General features: G+C 61.5%; 18 protein-coding genes and 1 tRNA gene. 10 read left to right on the forward strand and 9 right to left on the reverse strand.

Features of this window, described 5'->3' with window-relative positions; all coding sequences use genetic code 11:
• Window positions 1-29: 29 nt before the first annotated feature.
• A complete protein-coding gene (locus CZ338_RS00185; RefSeq protein ID WP_087116004.1) occupies window positions 30-1,043 on the reverse strand; it encodes an LLM class oxidoreductase in 1,014 nt (337 codons plus the stop codon).
• On the reverse strand, window positions 1,040-2,239 hold the full coding sequence (gene chrA, locus CZ338_RS00190; RefSeq protein ID WP_235839367.1) for a chromate efflux transporter: 1,200 nt from the start codon (window positions 2,237-2,239) through the stop codon (window positions 1,040-1,042). The genes CZ338_RS00185 and chrA overlap by 4 nt, the downstream gene beginning before the upstream one ends.
• A 29-nt stretch (window positions 2,240-2,268) precedes the next feature.
• Here chrA and CZ338_RS00195 point away from each other — a divergent pair, with 29 nt between their 5' ends.
• The 5 genes from CZ338_RS00195 to CZ338_RS10765 all read left to right on the forward strand — a co-directional run bounded on the left by CZ338_RS00195 (window position 2,269) and on the right by CZ338_RS10765 (window position 6,037).
• Window positions 2,269-2,613, forward strand: a complete 345-nt coding sequence (locus tag CZ338_RS00195; protein ID WP_087116008.1) for a hypothetical protein — start codon at window positions 2,269-2,271, stop codon at window positions 2,611-2,613.
• A 213-nt stretch (window positions 2,614-2,826) separates the two neighbouring features.
• The gene (locus tag CZ338_RS00205; RefSeq protein ID WP_143341212.1) at window positions 2,827-3,537 is read left to right on the forward strand and encodes an IS6 family transposase; all 711 of its coding nucleotides are present in this window, start codon (window positions 2,827-2,829) and stop codon (window positions 3,535-3,537) included.
• Window positions 3,538-3,794: 257 nt separating this feature from the next.
• Complete coding sequence (locus tag CZ338_RS10760) at window positions 3,795-4,466, forward strand: Abi family protein (RefSeq protein ID WP_143341213.1); 672 nt, start codon at window positions 3,795-3,797, stop codon at window positions 4,464-4,466.
• 438 nt (window positions 4,467-4,904) lie between these two features.
• On the forward strand, window positions 4,905-5,474 hold the full coding sequence (locus CZ338_RS00215) for a recombinase family protein (RefSeq protein ID WP_087116011.1): 570 nt from the start codon (window positions 4,905-4,907) through the stop codon (window positions 5,472-5,474).
• 68 nt (window positions 5,475-5,542) lie between these two features.
• A complete protein-coding gene (locus CZ338_RS10765; protein WP_143341214.1) occupies window positions 5,543-6,037 on the forward strand; it encodes a hypothetical protein in 495 nt (164 codons plus the stop codon).
• A gap of 466 nt (window positions 6,038-6,503) precedes the next feature.
• Here the strand turns inward: CZ338_RS10765 and CZ338_RS00225 are convergent, their stop codons facing one another.
• Together CZ338_RS00225 and CZ338_RS00230 are read right to left on the reverse strand one after the other, a co-directional pair.
• Complete coding sequence (locus CZ338_RS00225) at window positions 6,504-6,908, reverse strand: hypothetical protein (RefSeq protein ID WP_143341215.1); 405 nt, start codon at window positions 6,906-6,908, stop codon at window positions 6,504-6,506.
• Between the two features lie 67 nt (window positions 6,909-6,975).
• The gene (locus CZ338_RS00230; protein ID WP_162287278.1) at window positions 6,976-7,317 is read right to left on the reverse strand and encodes a pentapeptide repeat-containing protein; all 342 of its coding nucleotides are present in this window, start codon (window positions 7,315-7,317) and stop codon (window positions 6,976-6,978) included.
• Between the two features lie 741 nt (window positions 7,318-8,058).
• Here CZ338_RS00230 and CZ338_RS11200 point away from each other — a divergent pair.
• On the forward strand, window positions 8,059-8,322 hold the full coding sequence (locus tag CZ338_RS11200; protein ID WP_087116151.1) for a helix-turn-helix domain-containing protein: 264 nt from the start codon (window positions 8,059-8,061) through the stop codon (window positions 8,320-8,322).
• On the opposite strand, the gene CZ338_RS00240 is transcribed toward CZ338_RS11200, so the two are convergent.
• Window positions 8,282-8,355, reverse strand: a tRNA-Met gene (locus tag CZ338_RS00240). The genes CZ338_RS11200 and CZ338_RS00240 overlap by 41 nt on opposite strands.
• A gap of 131 nt (window positions 8,356-8,486) precedes the next feature.
• Window positions 8,487-11,453, reverse strand: a complete 2,967-nt coding sequence (locus CZ338_RS00245; RefSeq protein WP_087116017.1) for a UPF0182 family protein — start codon at window positions 11,451-11,453, stop codon at window positions 8,487-8,489.
• A gap of 101 nt (window positions 11,454-11,554) precedes the next feature.
• On the opposite strand from CZ338_RS00245, the gene CZ338_RS00250 reads away from it, so the two are divergent.
• Window positions 11,555-12,100, forward strand: a complete 546-nt coding sequence (locus CZ338_RS00250) for a PPA1309 family protein (protein WP_235839369.1) — start codon at window positions 11,555-11,557, stop codon at window positions 12,098-12,100.
• A gap of 29 nt (window positions 12,101-12,129) precedes the next feature.
• Window positions 12,130-12,771, forward strand: a complete 642-nt coding sequence (locus CZ338_RS00255) for a hypothetical protein (protein WP_087116018.1) — start codon at window positions 12,130-12,132, stop codon at window positions 12,769-12,771.
• Here the strand turns inward: CZ338_RS00255 and CZ338_RS00260 are convergent.
• Window positions 12,764-13,774: a YlbL family protein gene (locus CZ338_RS00260; protein WP_235839373.1), complete on the reverse strand. Its 1,011-nt coding sequence runs from the start codon at window positions 13,772-13,774 to the stop codon at window positions 12,764-12,766. The two genes, CZ338_RS00255 and CZ338_RS00260, sit on opposite strands and share 8 nt — an antisense overlap.
• Window positions 13,775-13,956: 182 nt before the next feature.
• On the opposite strand from CZ338_RS00260, the gene CZ338_RS00265 reads away from it, so the two are divergent.
• The gene (locus CZ338_RS00265) at window positions 13,957-15,411 is read left to right on the forward strand and encodes a zinc-dependent metalloprotease (protein ID WP_087116022.1); all 1,455 of its coding nucleotides are present in this window, start codon (window positions 13,957-13,959) and stop codon (window positions 15,409-15,411) included.
• On the opposite strand, the gene CZ338_RS00270 is transcribed toward CZ338_RS00265, so the two are convergent.
• Window positions 15,408-15,944, reverse strand: a complete 537-nt coding sequence (locus CZ338_RS00270) for a M48 metallopeptidase family protein (protein ID WP_087116024.1) — start codon at window positions 15,942-15,944, stop codon at window positions 15,408-15,410. The genes CZ338_RS00265 and CZ338_RS00270 overlap by 4 nt on opposite strands.
• A 51-nt stretch (window positions 15,945-15,995) precedes the next feature.
• Here CZ338_RS00270 and CZ338_RS00275 point away from each other — a divergent pair, with 51 nt between their 5' ends.
• Complete coding sequence (locus tag CZ338_RS00275) at window positions 15,996-16,847, forward strand: hypothetical protein (RefSeq protein WP_143341216.1); 852 nt, start codon at window positions 15,996-15,998, stop codon at window positions 16,845-16,847.
• Here CZ338_RS00275 and CZ338_RS00280 read toward each other — a convergent pair whose 3' ends face one another.
• Window positions 16,848-18,893 carry an ATP-dependent DNA helicase UvrD2 gene (locus tag CZ338_RS00280; protein WP_087116027.1) on the reverse strand — a complete coding sequence of 682 codons (2,046 nt, stop codon included), beginning with the start codon at window positions 18,891-18,893 and terminating at the stop codon, window positions 16,848-16,850.
• Between the last annotated feature and the right edge of the window lie 2 nt (window positions 18,894-18,895).

The raw sequence follows: 18,895 nt of genomic DNA on the forward strand, positions 1-18,895 counted from the left end.
GCATCCCCTTTTCTGGCTTTAGCTGCGTGCTACCAGCTGCATTTGCGTGTGAGAGCGGGGATCACGTACTCGATCAGCTCGTCGAGCTGCTCCTCCGCCGAGCGCTTGCTTGAGCGGAAGTTCACCATGACGTGACTGATCCCCACCGCGCGCTGGGAGCGCAGCAACTCGATGAGAGTGTTGCGGCCAAGCCGGTAGCCGAAGCTACCGCCAGCGGCGGGGGCATCGGGGTCCTCGTGCAGATCGAGCCACAAGGACTCGGCGAACGGCTTGTAGGCGGCAGGAGTCCCCTCAACACCTTCGCGTGCAGCCCAGTCAGCCACTGCGGCATTCCAATTGCGCACGTTCTGGCGCTGAATCTCCAATCCCTTGTGGTACATCAGCCAGCCGTGGGCATGCTCGGCGCGCCACTCGAGGGTCTGCTGGCAAGAGCCGATGGCCAGCAGCGGAACTTCCCGGGCCTGGGGTTTGGGGACCACATCGGCGCCGCCCATCCGGCCGCCGGACCAGCGGATGGGGGTGTGGGTGGTGAGGGTGGCTCGTCGATAAGCGGCGATTCTCTCGCGGAACTCCTCGTCGCGCTTGCCCTTGTCTTGGCCGAACGCGGGGAACTCCTCCGGGCGGTCGCCCGTGGCCACGCCGAACAGGAAGCGGCCCGCGCTGAGACGGTCGATGGTGGCGGCGCGCTTGGCCATGAGCAACGGGTGCTGGAACGGAACCACCACCGCGGCGGTGCCCAACGCAATCGTGGACGTGTGCGCGGCGAGGAGACTCAGGTACATCCAGGGGTCGTACACCTGGCCGACGTCGCCGAAAGTCTCGACGCGCAACGGAATATCGCGCACCCACATGGCGGCCACTCCCCCGGCCTCGGCCTTGCGGATGAGGCGCAACTGGTTATCCAGGCTGTCGACGGGGTTGGCCTCGGCGTCCTCCTCGATGGGCAGGGTCAGCCCGACGGTGAGCTCACCCTGCCGGAAGGTGTGGCGGAAGCCGGGGAGCTCCCAGTGCGGGGTATCGGATAGAGCGAAGAGCGGATTCATAGTGCCACCCAGCCTACGAGAGCCGCACCGATGACCACCGCCCACGGCGGCACCTTCCACGAGGTGAGGGCCGCGTAGCAGACCACGGCGATGGAAAGAGTGACCACACCAGTCACACCGGCGGTGAAGACCGGGGTGTACAGCGCCGCGCCAAGAACGCCGACAACAGCTGCGTTCGCACCGGCCAGGGCAGCGCCAGCACGCGGCATCCGGCGGATGCGCTCCCAGTACGGCATCGCGCCGAGGACAAGAAGCGCGGCCGGCAGGAAGATCGCGAGCGTGGCAATCGTCGCACCCGCAACCCAATTCACCCCATGTGCACTGGCACCGAGGAACGACGCGAACGTGAACAACGGTCCCGGCATCGCCTGTGCGGCGCCGTAACCGGCGAGGAAAGTGTCGTGGCCGACTAGCCCCTGTCTCACCGTGACCGTCTCCAGCAGCGGCAGCACCACGTGGCCGCCGCCGAAGACGAGCGCGCCGGCGCGGTAGAAAGTGTCGAAGATACCGGCACCCGTAGTGCCGATCAGCCGGGCCACGATAGGGAGGACCAGAAGTAGAGCGAAGAAGAGCAGAAGGCAGACGGCACCGAGCGTGCGGGAGCCGCTGTCCGCGGCAGGTTCCTCGGTTTCCGGATCCGAGTCGCGCAGGAACGCCAGCCCGACCGCGATGCCGAGCACAATCGCCCCGACTTGGATGAGCGGGTGCGGGACGAGCAGTACCACGACGAGCGCCGCCACCGCGATTGCTGCGCGGATCTTGTCTGTGATCAGGTTCTTTGTCATGCCGTAAACGGCCTGTGCCACCACCGCGACAGCAGCCGCCTTCAGGCCGAGCAGCCAGCCAGCCTCGCTGATGTCGCCGAGCTGCGCAACCCCGAGGGCGAACGCAACCATGAGCAGCACCGACGGCAGCGTGAAACCCACCCACGCCAGGAACATGCCCAAGTACCCGGCGCGCTGGAGGCCGATCGCCATGCCCACCTGGCTCGACGCCGGGCCGGGCAGGAACTGGCAGAGCGCCACGAGGTCGGCGTACTGCTTGTCGCTGAACCACCTGCGCTTCTCCACGAATTCGTCGCGGAAGTACCCCAGGTGCGCCGTCGGCCCGCCGAAGGAGGTGCAGCCGAGACGCAGGAAGATGCGGAAGACGTCCCATGGGGACTGTGACGCGGTGGTGGACATGACCTCAACCATTACCAGAGCTTCGCAGTAATCTCGCAGCCATGGACCGGGACGCACCTTCGCTTATCGACGACTGCCCCTGCCCCTACTGTCCCTTCTTCCGCACCCGCGTCGCTGCCGCGCATCCGGAACTCGCAGCACAGCTCGCTGCCGTCGGGATCGATATAGCGAAACCATTCGATCTTCCCCTCCCCCACGAAGAGAACGGTGTGAGCATGTACGACTACGCCACCTACATCGTCATGGGCACCTGGACCGATGAGGATGCCGCGGCGGTGACGCTTTGCGAGCTGGAGACCACCGACTCTCACCCGTGCACCGGCATCGAGGAGGAGCATTCGGTGGTGCCGGCGGGTCCCTTCGCTATCCCCGGCACGGTGGACTGACAACTCAGCCTTAACGCGACGTGAACGAGAGGGAAATTCTTATCCCCGGCGGGCCTGAAGGTCTCCACCTTCGACGTCGAGGAAGGTGAGCTCGACCCCTTCACACTCAAGCGCGCGGCTAATGAGAAGCCCAATGGTAGCGGCAAGGGCAGCACCGACGGTGCTGTTGCAAAGTTGGGGCAGTAGAAAGACCAGCGTGAAATAATCACGGCCATGGGCATCTTCTCCGGTCGGCATTTCCCCCGTGAAATCATCCTGTGGGCGGTGCGGTGGTACTGCCGCTACGGCGTGAGCTACCGCGATCTCGAAGAGATGATGACCGAGCGGGGTGTGCCAGTCGATCACACCACGATGTACCGCTGGGTGCAGAAATACGCCCCTGAGTTGGATAAGCAGACCCGGTGGTACCGACAAGTCCCGGATTGGCAGGCCCGGTCCTGGCGGGTGGACGAGACCTATATCCGGGTCGGCGGCACGTGGTGCTATCTCTACCGGGCTATTACCGCCGGTGGGCAGACCCTGGATTTTTACCTGTCCCCAAAGCGTAACGTCGCCGCAGCGAAGCGTTTCCTGGCCAAGACCCTGAGGTCGAACACGATAACCGGGTTCCCGCGGGTGATCAACACCGATAAAGCACCCTCCCTGGCCAGGGCAATCGCCGAGTTGAAGTCAGAGGGAATCTGCCCGCAGACCGTGGAACACCGGCAGGTGAAATACCTCAATAACGTCATTGAAGGAGATCATGGGCGGCTGAAACGGATCCTCGGACCGAAGGGGGCGTTCAAAAACCGGACCTCGGCGTACCGGACGTTGAAAGGGATGGAAGCGATGCACTCATTACGGAAAGGCCAGGGCGCGATGTTTGCTTATGGGCACCCCAATCCGGACGCGGTGATCGTCAACCGGGTCTTCGAGACGGCCTGAGAACGCCGGCACGCAGCGGCCATCAGGAAATGAGAAACTGGGTCGTCTCGGCTCTCCGCCCAACTTTGCAACAGCACCATTTCCCTTAGGAGCTCTAACGTGGGCTTGGCAAAAGCATAGGGTCCCGAGAAAGAAGCACTGCCCCTTTAGAATTGACTTTCCGAGATCGACGAGTATTATAGAGCTTGTTAGCCCCCAGGGACGTGCCGTCAAGGAAACGACGGCATCTGCCTGGGGGCGTTTGCTATTCTTTCAGAATGACTAAATTGCCTTTCGATCTCGATGTTTCCTACGAGATGGGCACCCCCCCCCGTTTCTCGACTTACCTGAGATGCTCAAATAATACGCTAGAAGCGTCACGCCTTTATATGTGGAACCTAAGCCTGGCAGCTCGGTGGTGGGGTCCCCTCTCGTACACAGAAGTAGCGTTGCGTAATAAACTCCATGATGCTCTCGCGGATTCTGTGGGGCGTGATGATTGGTGGGAAGAAGACAATTTAGGAATATCCGACAAACTTGCAGAAAAGATTAAGTCTGCAGAAACCTATGCAAAAGTGCAGTGCAATGACCCTAATCCGACAGCTGACAACGTAGTTGCGGCGTCATCGTTTGGAGTCTGGACCACCGTTCTACACTACGAGAATGCACCGTCTCTTTGGCGCAACCGCCTCCAAAACGAATTCGATAGCGATATCAGACGCGGCCCGCTCTTCCACAACGCCTACAACCTAAAGAAACTACGAGATCGCATCGCGCATCACGAACCAATCTTTAACAGGAATCAACAGGAGCACCTCACCCAGCTGGATTACGTATTAGAGGCAATCCACCCCGACCTGCCCGATTTGGCACAAGATTGTTTCCCCGGATTGCGGAAAACAATAGACGGACAGCACGCCGCAATCAGTTTCGGAGAGGTCGATCTCTAAGAAGCTCCTTCTTGACAGGACTCAAAGTTCAACCTCAGACACCGGCGAAAACCGGTCGCCTAACGCCGGATTCAGCCTGTATCAACAAATTGCAATGGCCTGCACCCCCAAACAGGCGTTTACCCCCGGCGATAAACCTGGCCACTTAGGTACCTTAACCGCCTAAAGTAGAACGTATGCCAGCCTCGCAATACATGCCGGATTATCTCGACCGCGCCACTTCCATCGCCCGCCTCCGTGACTTTGCTCCCCACTGGTCAGCTCAAGTAGGCCCATGGGGAAGAACTAACGAAACAGGCACCGAAAACTTGACCGAGCAGTTGATCGGGCCTTCGGATCGATGAAACTCCTGTCCAATGACCAAGCACACCGGGAATTGCTCTTCGCAAACTACCAAGCACTCCTCACTGCGGAAACTGATGCAAAGGCGAATTGAATATGAAAATCGGTTACGCCAGAGTCTCAACTGAGAAGCAAGATCTAGAAGCGCAACGCTTAATCCTCACAAATGCAGGCGTTGCGGATTGCCGAATCTACTTTGATCATGGGGTCTCTGGACGAGACAAACAACGACCAGGCCTAAAACAGGCCATGGCCGCATGCCGATCCGGCGACACCTTAGTAGTGACAAAACTCGACCGATTAGCACGCAGTGTCCATGATGCATCTGAAATATCGGAGCACCTGCAAGCACAGGGCGTGGCGCTACAAATAGGTGCGGAAGTTTACGACCCTACGGTACCGACTGGAAAATTGCTCTTCAATGTGCTGGCGATGGTTGCAGAATTTGAAGCTGACCTTATCTCTGCGAGGACGAGAGAAGGAATGGCAATTGCAAAGCGAAAAGGGCGGCTACGAGGCAAACCGCCAAAACTAACACCGAAACAGCAGGACCATGTCTACGAGATGTATCAAAGCGGCAATTTTACTCAAGCGGAGATAGCTGAGTTGATGGGAGTATCTGATCGCACGATTCGCAGAATCGTCAAAGGTAAAAACACAGCGTAACTAGGGGAAGCGGCTGCCTTTTATACTCCATCACGTCATGAGAGCTACTGGAGAAAAGGAGCGCACTAATGCTGAAGAATTCTCAATGGTATAAGACCGAGGCCTCTCCCACAAAGGCATTTTGGGATCGATGGATTGCCGACGAAACTTACGTTGAAGGGAAGACTGCAGTTCCCTACTCAGTTTTGACGGTCGCAACGAATGGTAGTCCAGTTCCGGTATCCATTGTGCGATCGTGGGGTCATGATTTTCCCTGTGCTAGGTATCTAAATGTGGCAACAGGCGACGAAATCTTTCTATGCGCTTCAATGAAGAAATCCGCAGGAAAACTATACGATTCGGACCGTGCTCACTTCATTGTGTTGAAACGGTTCGGAGCTACGGGAGATATTGTTGATTTAACTCAAGTCATTGAATCAACAGGTGAGTTTCCTCTCCGCGAGGCACAGAATCCAGACACTGAATACGCGGAAAAGATCGCCAGTATGAAGCGTGTGGAGGAATTAATTGGAAAGCCTGTGACAGATTCTGATTTCAACTGGGGCGAGGATAGCTGCACCTAACACCTAAAACAATCGTGGCTGTTCTAACGGGTTAACAGGCCTACGCGCGGCACGAGCGTAGGCCTGTTCATTCCACCCCTCTGCCAACGCCGCACGAACATCACGCGAGCGCTGCACCCGAGACCGATTCTGAGTGTCCAACCCTGGGCGCTGGCCACGTGCTCGACCGGTCAGCGAAGCGTATCGCGCATTTGCCTCCCGCGTCGACGCGATTACATGGCGCGAGTCAATACGGACACACAACGGTTCATTGCAACGATGGTCTGCTACGACCTCAGAATCTGAAATATCTGTGCCAGACAGCATCAACGCGAACCGATGTGCCGACACCGAATACTGCCGACCATCAACGCGAAAATTGATTCGGCCATATCCATCGGGCGACGAAATCGCTCCGGTAAAAATCCAGCACCCATCAGGGGACGGACTTTTTACAACTTTGCCCCAAAACGCCTCGACCACACGATTAGGAATCGTGGCTGGCAGCCGAGTCATTGGCTTCCGACTCCTCGTCTGCAACCTTCTCGGAGTTGGACTCCGCTACCTCGGTATCGTCGTCTGCCTCATCATCGCTGTCCGGTTTCTGCTCAGTTTCCGCTTTGCGGGCGTGCGGTGAACCAACGAGATCAAGCGCCTCATTAATCCGGCGCATGGGAACAGTGAAGTCCTTCGCCAGCTTTCCCTTTTTCTCTCCCTCGCCCAGCAACTTATCAAGCGCCAGCCCAAATGACTCAAGCGCGTCGTCCAACGCTTCTAACGCGATGAATGCGTCAGTACGCGCTGACCGCATACGGGCAAGACGGTCGGCTTCTTCCTTTTGAAGCTCGCGCGCACGACGGCGGGCTTGTGCTCTTCTGTCTTTAGTCACCATGCCCAAAGAAAAACACCGCGCAGAAACAAAGTTAAGACGCTACCCCCACAACAAGCGCTAACACTCACTAATTTCCATCTGGACGGTGTATATCAACGGAGGATGTGGCCAGTCCTATGCTGTTTCTGAACTGCTCAGGTTCAGCATAAACCGGTAGAAGACAAGCGTCGAAAAACTTCGCTCCATCAAGTACCGCGCCCCGAAAATCAACCTCGCTAAGGAATGCGCCTTCAAAGTCTGCATCAATTAGGTTCGCATTCCTCATGTTAGACCACGCCAGCATTGCTCCTCGGAAGGAGCATCCCTGGCACTGGGAGCCTTCAAAATCAGCGGCGGATAAATCATAGTTTGAGAAATCTTTACCCCTCAGGTCTTTTCCTCGTAATTCTCGACGAGAGGATTCAGACATTTCCCTGTACATCGAGCACCTACTTCAGCTGAGGAGAATTGACTACCCAGTCAGGACAGCGTCCCTGTACCCATGGGCAGTATGTTGTTACAACACCATATGGTCGCCCATCGGTGACCTTGTTGAATCCGACTACTGCCAGAACATCCCGAGTCTCCAGTTTGCGGCATTTCCTGGTCGGCCCCCATCCCTCACATCGAATATGATCCATCGGCAATCGGTATTCGACTCTATCTCCGCCGTTAAAGGTTTCAATCTTGGGAGCATACTGGGTAACTACTCGCGGTGCATTAGCACTAAGCCCGTGTTTTGACTGAATCTTTGACCGAGCACGTTCACGCATCACTACTCGTCGGCCATTCTTGTCGTCCCACTCTCCGACAATCCGATAGCCGTCTCCCCCGCCTGACATAAAGGCTGCTTTAGCACCACGTAGAAGTAATTCCGAACTTAACGAATCTTCTGAGACCGGCAGTCCTTCAATGCTTCCAAAATCCGTTACCTCCGAAGATGCCTCAGCGATCGGAGCATGAACCATCATTGCGCCGAATGCGACCAAAGCAATGATGCCTAGTCTTTTCCTCATTTGAGCACTTTCTCTCGTGTACTAACTTCGAAGATCTGTGCTTAAGCATATCCGCCAAGTCACTATCAGTACATGCCTTACCGTTCTTGTGGTGTTTTTCACATTGCTCCTAAAGAGCACCCGATGAATGTGTCGGAATCAAAGTGAATGAACTGATGTTTCTTAACCGAACTACCAAGAAACAGCTCGGGGAAGTACTCGGAATTTCCGGCCCTACAGCTGGACGTAAGATTCGGGGAGAAATTTCCTGGTCACTTAGTGACTTGTATCGTGTTGCCGACTTCTTTGAGGTCGATATCATCGACCTTCTCCCCCATCGCGTTACTCAAACGCAGGAAACCCCCGATTCGCTTTCGCGAACCGAGGGTTCCAACTTAGTGGCGGGGGCTGGATTCGAACCAACGACCTCTGGGTTATGAGCCCAGCGAGCTACCGAGCTGCTCCACCCCGCGTCGGGCGACTACTCGCCTGCTGCCGTGATCGGCAACGGCGTTAACTATACGCACGACACCATGAAAGGCCAAATCCCCTGGTCCTCGGCCTACGGGCCAGGGGATTGTTCACCCGGTGTTCACCGTGGGGACTACTGAATGTTCTGGTAGTTCTCCACGGCGCGGTCGAGCTTGTCCAGGGCACGGCCGTACTCCTCGAAGGAGCCGTCGCGGGCGCCTTCCAGGCCACGAAGTGCTTCCTGGATGCTGTTCAGGGCGGCATCTTTGTCGCCGGCGGGAGCACTGTCACCGGCCTTGTCGGCGGTCTGCTCCCTGTCGGTGTTCCCCCCTTCGGGCTTGGCTTCGCCTTCACCGGCGATGGTGATGTCCTGGGCTTCCTTGGCGTCAATACCCACCTGGTTCAGTGCCTGGGAGACGGTCGGGGCGTAGCCAACGCGGTCCTTGTAGAAGACCAGGACGCGCAGCAGCTTCGGGAAGGCGGAGGCCTGGTCCTTGCGCTGCGAGTAGATCGGCTCGACGTAGAGGATCTCGCCGTCTGCGACTGGCAGGGTGAGCAGGTTACCGTTCTTCAGGTCGTTTGAGCCCTGCCACAGGGTGCGGTCGCGGGCGACCTGGTCGGAGGACATCAGGGCGTCCTGGGCCTGCTTCGGGCCGCGGGTCTGCGTGTTCGTGGGCAGAACGCGGACGGTGATGTGGCCGAAGTTGTCTGGATCCGAGGACACCGCCATGTGGGCGGCAAGGAACTCGCGGTCGAGGCCGCGGTACGGAGTGATCAACTGGAAGGACGGTTCTTTCGTCTTCGGGTCGGCGGCGACCACGTAGTACGGCGGCTGGTTCAGCTCGTTGCGGCCCTCCGGTGCGGTTGGGTCGTTCGGGACGGACCAGAATGCGTCGTTGTTGAAGAACACACCCGGGTCGGACACGTGGTAGCGGGCCAGAAGCTCACGCTGGACCTTGAACAGGTCCTCCGGGTAACGCAGGTGCTCACGCAGATCGTCGGTGATCTCGGACGACGGGTGGACCGTGCCCGGGAACGCGCCCATCCACGCCTTGAGCACCGGGTCCTCCTCGTCGAAGGCGTAGAGGTCCACACTGCCGTCGTAAGCATCCACGGTGGCCTTGACGGAGTTGCGGATGTAGCCGACCTCGTTGTTCACCAGTCGCTGGTCAGTGCCCTCCGGGTTGAGTGCGTCCACCGTGGTGGACTGCAGGGAGGTGCGGGTGGAGTACGGCAGCGCCGACAGGGTGGTGTAACCGTCGACGACCCACTTGATGCGGCCGTCGACAACCGCCGGGTAGGTCTGCTGGTCGGTGGTGAGCCACGGCGCGACCTTTTCCACGCGCTGACGCGGGTCACGGTCGTACAGGATGCGGGAATCGCTGCCGACGCGGTCGGACAGGATGAGGTTCAGCTCCTGGTATTTGATCGCGTAGGCGATGCGGTCGATCCAATTTCCGATTCCCACCCCGCCTTCGCCGTCGTAAGTGAACTGCGTGCCGTCGGTGTCGTACTCCAGCGGGCCCTGGCCCACGTCGCCGACGACGGCGTAGTCGAGGCCGTCCTCGGCGGACGCAATGACTGGGCCGTAGTAGACGCGGGGCTGGTCCACGCGAATACCCAGGTCCTCCGCGTCCTTCTTCTCCGCGGCGTTCTCATTCGCCTGCAAATCGGACACAGTGAAGACCGGGAGGCCGCCGCGGGTGGAGCCGGCGTCCTGCGCCGCCTCGTCGACAATGCTTGCCTGCGCCGCGACGAAGCCGTTGCCGTGGGTGTACACCGTATGGCGGTTCAACCAGTCTTTCTGGTTTTCCTGCAGGGCGTTCGGGTTCAGCTCACGGGCGGCGACCACGTAGTCGCGCAGCTCCCCGTCGACGGTGTAGCGGTCCATGGCCAGGCTGTCGGGGAAGCCGTAGAAATTCTTCAGCTGCTGGTTCTGGGTGAACGTCGGGCCGAGAATCTCCGGGTCGAGCAGACGGATGTTGGAGATCGTGGCGGAGTCGTTGGCCACGTCCCCGTCGTTAGTGGTTTCCGCGCCCCAGTTGTTCTCGTAGGTGACCTTGTCGTCGGTAAGCCCGTAGGCCTCGCGGGTGGCTTCGATATTGCGCGCGATGTATTCGGACTCGCGGGCCTGGCGGTTCGGGTTGACCGAGAACTGCTGTAGCAGCGCCGGCCAGGCCTGTCCGATGACCAGGGAAGACAGAACCATCAGCACTGTCGCCATGACGGGCACGCGCAGGTCCCTGTACACCACGGAGGCGAAGAAGGCAGCAGCAACCAGGATCGCGATGACCATGAGGATGATGCGCGCCGGAAGCTGTGCGTTGATGTCGGTGTAGGACGCGCCGGTGAAGATATCGTTGTGGCCGAACAGCAGGCTGTAACGCTGCAGCCAGTAATCGAGCGCCTTCACCAGCATCCACAGGCCGGCCGTGACTGCGAGCTGCACCAGCGCAGCGCGCGAGATGTGGCCCTTGGTGCCTGCCACCTGGCTGGCGATCCGGATGCCGCCGAGCAGGTAGTGACCGACCAGGCCGACAAGGAACGCGATGACCAGCAGCATGGACAGGACACTGACAATGGTGCTCAGAGCCGGTAGCGCGAACGCGTAGAAGCCCAAGTCGCGGCCGAATTGCGCATCAGTTCTGCCGAAGGATTCACCGTTCACCCACAACAGGAACGTGCGCCACGCACCCTGCCCCAGCACACCGCTGACAAGACCGACGGCCAGCGGCACCCACAGCACCAGCGGGCGGATACCGGACTGGATCGCGGCGCGGTTGAGTGTCATCGGCGAGTTCGGGTCGCTGAACACGGTGAAGTCTGTGTCGCGCTCGCGGCCGCGCCAGGCGAAGAACGCCGCGGCCCACGTGATCGCCGCACCGAGAGCCGCGAAGGCGAGGAACAGCACGATCCGGGCCAGGATGGTTGTGGTGAACACCCCGCGGTAGTCCAGCTCCCCGAACCAGCGGAAATCGGTGTAGAGCCCCACCAACATCGGAACGAGGAAGAGCACCAAAGCGATGATGCCCATGAAAATCGCGAATCTATTTGAGGATTTCCCCGGCTTCGGGCGGGGGCGGTTCAGGCGCGTGGCCAAAATCGAAGCTCCTTAAACGGTCTATGGAATTAGCTGTGGCAGTGAACTATTAAGCTCAACACTAAATTGCTTAACGCCTAAAAGACCAGAAGGGTTCCCCCTTGCCGCAGTTACAACGCCCCCAGCAGGCTCTGAACAAGGCCATGATGGAAGCTGTCGAGTTCGTGCACGCCGAAGGCTGGGATGCCTCCCCCACCCTGTTCGCGCTGGTGCCCACCGAATTGGTGGCGGATCAGTTGGCGTCGCTCGACGAGGAAGCGGATTCACCGTTGACGCTCATCGTGCAAGACGACATCCCGGAGCACATTCAGCCGGGCTCGGACGAGCTGGGCGATTACCTCACCCGTTTGGTGTGGCCCGAGGAGATCGCGGGGCTAGTGCTCGCCCAAGAAATCATGTTCAAGGACACCGCAGAGGCAGCGGCGGAGGCGGCACGCCCGGCGCGGTTGTTCTCGGGCGTGCTGCGCGAGGAGGGCGTCGAGCAGACGTTGCTGCAGTTGCGCCCCACCGAAGAGGAGCTCGAGGAAGCGGGCCCGTTCGCTCAGGACGACATCCAGCTCCGCGGCGGCCCGGGGGTGGCCCCGGCGGTTCTCGGGGCGCTGCGTTACAGCCTGGACAACGAGGACATGAACGAGGACCTAGACTAAGACGCGTCTGATCAAAGGAGTCGTTTTCCGTGCTTTCCGCTACTTTCACCCGCCGCGCGTGCGTGCCCGCCGCGCTCGTGCTCGCTCTAGGACTGCCCGCCTGCTCGTCGAAAGACGAGGAGCCGGCCCCACAGCCCTCGGAAGCCGTTGAGACAACAGAGTCGACGCAACAATCCACGACCACTGAGCCGGCCTCATCGTCCACGGAGGAGACGACGAGCAGCAGCCGCTGGCTCGGCGGGGGCGAGGACAAGCTCGAGGAAGTCCGGGAGACGTTCGCGTCGCTCGCGCCCGCATCGCTTTTCGACGCCTTGGATACCTGCACCGAGACCAGCCTCCGCAGCTCCTACGACTGCAACGGCAAGGACATCGGCCAGTTCCAGTTCTTCGAGTCCGAGTCCATGGCTAAGGACACCGCGAATGTGCTCGAGGGGCTGAAGAGCTCCACGGTCGTTGAAGAGACCGACGACAAGCTGGTCGGTTGGAGCATGATCGGCCGCACTGCTGTGATCACGGTCGTCGATGTCGCTGAAGGCAAAGTCCTCCAGCAGATGATGTCGTCTGAGGTGGAGGATCCCCGCGACCGGATCTACGAGCTGGGGCTCGCCGAGAAGAGCACCGGGGAATCGAGCACGGCGACCGCTACCACGACGGCCAGCGAGACTAGCTAGCCTCGCACGTCTCCACGGGTTGGCCGGAGGAGAAGGCGTGCATGGCAGAAATGGCGTCGTCAAGCGTGCCCACTTTCGCGACAACCATGTCGCCGCTGTCCACCTTGCGTGCTTCGGCGCAATTCTTTTCGGGCGCAAGGAAGAGCTCCGCGCCGCCGTCGCGCGCGCCCTCGATCTTGTGGGTGATGCCTCCGATGGGGCCGACGGTGCCGTCCTCGTTGATGGTGCCGGTACCCGCGACGTTGCGGCCGCCGTTGAGCTCGCCGGGTGAGAGTTTGTCGATCACGGCGAGCGAGAAGATCATTCCGGCACTGGGCCCACCGACATCGTTGAGGTTGTAGGTGACGTTGATGTCGCCGGCGGGTTCGGAGGTCATGGTGATGCCCAGCAGCGGTAGTTCTTTGTCCTCCGGGTTGGCGCCGAGGGTGAGTTCCGCGTCTTTCTCCCCGTCTTCCCCGCGCAGGTACGTGACGGTCACTTTGTCGCCAGGCTTCTTCGTGCGCACTTTGTCTTGAACCTGCTGAGGTTCGCTGACGTCCTCCCCGTCGACCGCGGTGATCACGTCGCCGGCGTTAAGCGCGCCCGAGGCCGCTGTGCCGTCCATGACATCGTGAACGATGACCTTGGTCGGCTCCCCCAGGTGCTTCATCGCAGCAACGGTGGCCGCAGCTTCCGATGCGACGAAGGTGGCCTCGTTGTGCTGTTTCAACTCCTCGTCCGTCATGTTCTGCGGAAGAATCTGGCCGATGGGCACGAGCGTGTCGTGCGAAAACAGCCAGCGGCCGAGCGCTTGCCCCATGGTCATGTTGGTGCGCACGGAGACTGTGGTCATGTCCAAGGAGCCGGATGTCTCGTCGATGTCGCCTCCGTCAATCTGGATGACGGGAGTGCCGTCGATGTCCGCGAGCGTGTTGAAGGTCGGGCCGGCGCTTTCCGCCGCAAACGGCACAGTCAGCTTGATGGGCGTACCCGGGATCCCACCCAGCACGAGCATGAGCGCCATGAGCGCAAGCGGGATTCCGCCCCAGATCACCGCGCTGCGGCGCGTGCTCTGCGGCTCGGGATTGTCTGCTGCGGGCTTTTCCACGGATGTACAGCCTACATGGCGCATGTTCGCTGACAGCGTTGCTCCCTCAGCCGGCAAATCGTGGACCAGCCCGGATACCCGCCGGTAGGCTAGCCAGCATGGTTAACGGATTCGGGTTCTCATTCCCCAACGACGACGGCGACGACCGGGATCGCGACCGCGACGACCGTGATAGTGATGATCGCGGGGGCCGCGACGACCAGTCGAACCCGTTCGGCCAGTTCGGCTTCGCTTTCGGCAACGGCGGCGGCGCGAACTTCAGCGGCAACCTAGGCGATATCCTCGGCCAGTTCGGCGAGATGCTCTCCGGCATGGGTGCCCCTGGTCAACAGGGCCAGCAGGGCGACAAGCCGAAGCAGGATCCGGTGAATTACGACGTGGCCCTGCGCACTGCCCGCCGCTCCATCAAGGATCCGAAAGGCGCGACGGCGAACGACCGCACTGCGGTGACCGAGTCGACCCGCCTAGCCAACCTGTGGCTTGACGACGCCTCGGCGCTGCCGGATTCCGGTGCGCGCCCCGAGGCATGGAGCGCCGACGACTGGCTGACCAACACCCTGCCCACGTGGAAGCGTTTAGTCAGCCCAGTGGCGGAACACATGGACCGCGCGCAGCTCGACGCGATGCCGGAACAGGCCCGGGAGATCTTCGGGCCCATCACGCAGATGCTCGGCCACTTCAACTCCATGAATTTCGGTGCCCGCCTGGGCCAGGCGCTGGGCGACTTGGCCAACCAGGCACTGACTGGCAACGACTTCGGGCTGCCGGTGGCACCGAGCGGCGTCATCGGCATCGTGCCCAAGAATATTGAGCCGATCTCCGACCAGCTCTCGGTTCCGGGCCAGGAAGTGCTCGTGTACATCTCCGCCCGCGAGGCCGCGCGTCAGCGCCTGTTCACCCATGTGCCGTGGCTGGTGGAGCGCATTGTCTCCTCCGTGGAGGAATACTCCGTGGGGCTGGAGCTGGACACCTCCCACATCGAGGAGCAGATCCGCAACCTCGATCTGGAGTCCGGGGATCCGGCGAAGATCCAGGAAGCGATGCAGGGCATGCAGGATATGGACATGTCCCCGCGCGTGACCTCCCGCAACGCCGCAGCCGCATCGCGGCTGGAGACCCTTCTCGCGCTCGTGGAGGGCTGGGTCGAGGTCGTCGTGGAGGACGCGCTCGGTGACCGCATCCCGTCGACATCGGCGCTCACCGAGTCGTGGGCGCGCCGCCGGGCCACCGGCGGCTCCGCGGAGCACGCGTTCAACAACATCGTCGGCATCGAGCTCGGGGCGCCGAAGACGAACGAGGCAGCGGATCTGTGGCGCCGCGCGACCAACGCGGTCGGCGTGGACCGCCGCGACAAGGTGTGGGACCACCCGGACTTCCTGCCTACCGCGGAGCACCTAGACAACCCGGCCGCTTTCATCGACACGCTGCTCGACGACGCACCGGACGCGCAGTTCGACGAAGAGATCGCCAAATTGGAGGAGATGCTCGCGAACGAGCCGGGCCCGAGCGAGGATGACCGCCCGAAGGACCAGGACGGAGACGAAGAGGACTAACTGGGTCCGAAGCGCTGGTACGCCTCGAGGAAGCCTTTCGCGCGCTCGGCGCGGGGCACCTTATCGGCCCATTCCCAAAATCGGGGGCCGTGGCCCGGAATGAAGGTGTGTACCAGCTCGTGCACGACCACGGCGTCGACCACCCAGTCAGGCACGTCGCGCAACCGGTCGCTGATGCGGATATCGCCGGTGGAGACCGTGCACGAGCCCCACTGAGTGTTGTGGTTGCTCGCCCAGCGCACGGAGCCGATCCTAGCTTTGCCGTCCAACACCTGCGCGTTGAGTTTCTCCGCGCGGGCAAGGAGGTCGTCGTCGGACACGGCATTCGACGTGGACCGCCGCTTCAACTTCGCCAGAATTTCCGCGACAGCCTCGCGCTCCTCTCTTTCGGAGAACCGCGCGGGAATACGGACCTCGATCCTCTCCCCCGCATGCCTCGCCTGCACAGTCCGAGTGCGCCGCGCGGAGCGGAACACGTCCACCCCCTCCGGCGGCCACGGCTCGCTGGATGTCGACTGAAGTGGACGGTTCATGGCTGCGGCGGCTCCGTGCGGCTGGGATAGTGGCGTTTGGGGGTGGGCAGAATGCTGCTGAACGATTCAACACTAGTCACGCTCGCACACAGCGTGCACGTTCTGGTTCGCGGAGACAATGCAGTGCAATTCGGGGTGGACCCGACACGAAGCGGGGTCATAGAGACGCGTGCCGCGAAGGCGCTGAGCAGGGTACTCAGCGACGCCGACTGGCCGTTAGAGGTCGGCGAACTACAGGAACAGCTAGTCAGCGGTTGCGGTGTCGATTCAACGGAGGCACGCACTCTTATCGACGACTTATGTGCCTACCGCATCCTCATCTCCCCCGACCCGGTAGTGGTGGCTGTGCTCGGCACCACTCCACTCGCCCGCGAGATCAGGAGGCTGCTTGGCGGTTCGGGAGTGACAGTGAGAATCCCGCTGATCAACGAGGACACCACCGCCTTTCTCGACCGGCAAGCACACTCACCGCTCGTGGTGGTGGACCGCGCGCATGAATACTGGAAACTCGGGCGTTCATTGAAAGATCATCCGAACTGGGTGGTGCCGGTTCTGTCGTTGGATTCCCGGGTGATCGTCGGTCCGGTGGCACGGAATGGTTCGGGTCCGTGCCCCACATGCGCACTCATGCGCTTGCATGACAGGGACACTCACTTTGCCCAGGCTGTGGAAGATGCGTCGAAGCGTCCGCGCACCATGGATGTGGTCGTCGCCGCCGCCGGCGCCGCGTCGGTAGCGTTAGTGGTCAGGCGGCTGGCTGGAGCCCCGGATCCGCCCGGGGTGATTTCGTCTGCAGCTGAGCCCGGCTGGGCTGCGGTCATCGATCCACTGGGCCCGCGTCTGATCACCTCGCTCGATGTGGAAACGCACCCCCTGTGCCCGGTGTGCGCCACACAGGATTGATCAACGGTAATCCTCGAGGACGGCGAGAACATCGTCACCGTATTGCTCCAGCTTCGCTGGGCCGATGCCAGAGATGTCGAGCATCTCCCCCGGCGTAGCAGGCATCGCCTCGACGACGGAGAGAAGCGTCGCGTCGGTGAAAACCATGAAGGGAGGGTGGCCAGCCTCGCGGGCGACCTCAAGGCGCCACTGCTTCAGAGCCAGGAAAGCGGCCTCGTTGTAGGTCGGCTCACAATCCTCGTGGCGGCCCAGGCTCTTTTCCGCCGGGGTGGCCAGCTGGTTCCCGCAGACACGGCACCGCTTGGCGCGCTTGAGGCGGTCGGGTGAGGACTCGACATCGAGCTGCGGAGCAATCCCGTCGAGGAAACGGGAACGCTCGCGGGAAGCGCGGCCCCCTTCCTGGCGGGCAAGTGCCCACGAGAGGTGCAGGTGCTCACGGGCGCGTGTGATGCCCACGTAGAACAGGCGACGCTCCTCCTCGATTTGCGCGTCTCCTGCCTTGATCGCGTGCGAGATCGGCAGTGTCTTCTCCACCAGTCCGGCGAGGAAGACCGCGTCCCACTCCAGGCCCTTCGCGGCGTGGAGGCTGGCTAGGGTCACACCGTCCACTGCCGGAGGCTGCTTTGCCTCGGCGCGCTGGCGCAAAGAGGCGAGAACTCCCGGCAGCGAAGTGGCTTCACCGGTGCGGACAATATCGTTGATGAGCTCCACCAGCGCATTCAGTGTTTGCCACCGCTCACGCTGCCTGGCCCCCTCTGGTTCCGTGGCGGACAGGCCGAGCGGGGCGAAGGCGGCTTTAGCCACCGCCACCGGGTCGTCGGGGAGATCGCTGCGACGAGTGGCGGTGACCAAGACATTGATCGCTTCGCGGATCTCGGGGCGGGTGAAAAAGCCCTCGCCGCCGCGGACTTGGTAGACAATCCCGGCGTCAGAAAGCGCCTGCTCGAACACGGCCGACTGGGCGTTGATGCGGTAGAGCACCGCGATCTCTCTCGCGGGGGTACCGGCGGCGATGAGTTTCTTGATCTGGGCAGCGATGTCGCGCGCCTCCGACGGCTCATCCGGATAAGACGCGAAGGTCGGCTCCGGGCCTGGCGCGCGCATGCCCTCGAGCTCCAGGCGCGTGCCCGCTTCCCGTCCTGTCGCCTTGGAAATCACCGTGTTGGCCAGGTCCGTGACCTCCGGAGTGGAGCGGTAGTCGCGCTGGAGCTTGACCACGGTGCCGTGCGGGTACGTGCGGGAGAAATTGAGCAGGTAGTCCGGGGTCGCACCGGTGAACGAGTAAATGGTCTGATTGGCGTCTCCCACCACGGTGAGATCGTCGCGCTGGCCCAGCCAGCCCTCGAGCACACGCTGTTGGAGCGGCGTGACGTCCTGGTACTCGTCCACCACGAAGGTCTGGTACTGGTTGCGGAATTCCTCGGCCACCGCCGGGGCATTCTCCAGTGCGCCGGCGACGTGGAGGAGCAGGTCGTCGAAGTCCAGGGCCATCCCGTCCGGGCTTGTCTTGGACTCCTCGTAGCGCTTGTACACGGCGGCGACCTTCTCGGCGGCTGTCGGCGGCTCGCGGTGCGTTCCCTCGATGGCTTGGGCGTAGCCTTCCGGGGTGACCAGAGACGCTTTGGCCCACTCGATCTCCCCGAGGAGGTCGCGCACAAGCTCCTTGTCCGGCTCGAGGCCGACAGTGCGGGTGGCACGGGCGACCAGCGGGAACTTGTTGTCAATGAGCGTCCACGGCAGATCGCCCGCCACCTGCGGCCAAAAGTAGCGCAGCTGACGCAAAGCGGCCGCGTGGAACGTGCGGGCCTGCACTCCCCCGATCCCCATGGTGCGAAGGCGGTCACGCATCTCGCCAGCGGCACGCGACGTGAAGGTCACGGCCAAGACTTTCTGAGGTACGACGAAGCCCTGGTCAATCAAATGCGCGATGCGGTAGGTGATGGTGCGGGTCTTGCCGGTACCGGCGCCGGCGAGAATGCAGACCGGGCCGCGCGGAGCGGTGGCGGCGACCCGTTGGTCCGGATCAAGCTGGTCGAGATCGATCACGC

The organism is Corynebacterium urinipleomorphum (assembly GCF_900155535.1).
GTDB classification, from domain to species: domain Bacteria; phylum Actinomycetota; class Actinomycetes; order Mycobacteriales; family Mycobacteriaceae; genus Corynebacterium; species Corynebacterium urinipleomorphum.

Coding starts and splice junctions, on each gene's coding strand:
- CZ338_RS00225 (WP_143341215.1), bottom strand. CDS start 6,908: ATGGTGACTAAAGACAGAAGAGCACAAGCCCGCCGTCGTGCGCGCGAG.
- CZ338_RS00185 (WP_087116004.1), bottom strand. CDS start 1,043: ATGAATCCGCTCTTCGCTCTATCCGATACCCCGCACTGGGAGCTCCCC.
- CZ338_RS00265 (WP_087116022.1), top strand. CDS start 13,957: ATGGTTAACGGATTCGGGTTCTCATTCCCCAACGACGACGGCGACGAC.
- CZ338_RS00205 (WP_143341212.1), top strand. CDS start 2,827: ATGGGCATCTTCTCCGGTCGGCATTTCCCCCGTGAAATCATCCTGTGG.
- CZ338_RS00275 (WP_143341216.1), top strand. CDS start 15,996: ATGCTGCTGAACGATTCAACACTAGTCACGCTCGCACACAGCGTGCAC.
- CZ338_RS11200 (WP_087116151.1), top strand. CDS start 8,059: ATGTTTCTTAACCGAACTACCAAGAAACAGCTCGGGGAAGTACTCGGA.
- CZ338_RS00260 (WP_235839373.1), bottom strand. CDS start 13,774: ATGGCGCTCATGCTCGTGCTGGGTGGGATCCCGGGTACGCCCATCAAG.
- CZ338_RS10765 (WP_143341214.1), top strand. CDS start 5,543: ATGCTGAAGAATTCTCAATGGTATAAGACCGAGGCCTCTCCCACAAAG.
- CZ338_RS00230 (WP_162287278.1), bottom strand. CDS start 7,317: ATGTCTGAATCCTCTCGTCGAGAATTACGAGGAAAAGACCTGAGGGGT.
- CZ338_RS00215 (WP_087116011.1), top strand. CDS start 4,905: ATGAAAATCGGTTACGCCAGAGTCTCAACTGAGAAGCAAGATCTAGAA.
- CZ338_RS00195 (WP_087116008.1), top strand. CDS start 2,269: ATGGACCGGGACGCACCTTCGCTTATCGACGACTGCCCCTGCCCCTAC.
- chrA (WP_235839367.1), bottom strand. CDS start 2,239: ATGGTTGAGGTCATGTCCACCACCGCGTCACAGTCCCCATGGGACGTC.
- CZ338_RS00270 (WP_087116024.1), bottom strand. CDS start 15,944: ATGAACCGTCCACTTCAGTCGACATCCAGCGAGCCGTGGCCGCCGGAG.
- CZ338_RS10760 (WP_143341213.1), top strand. CDS start 3,795: ATGACTAAATTGCCTTTCGATCTCGATGTTTCCTACGAGATGGGCACC.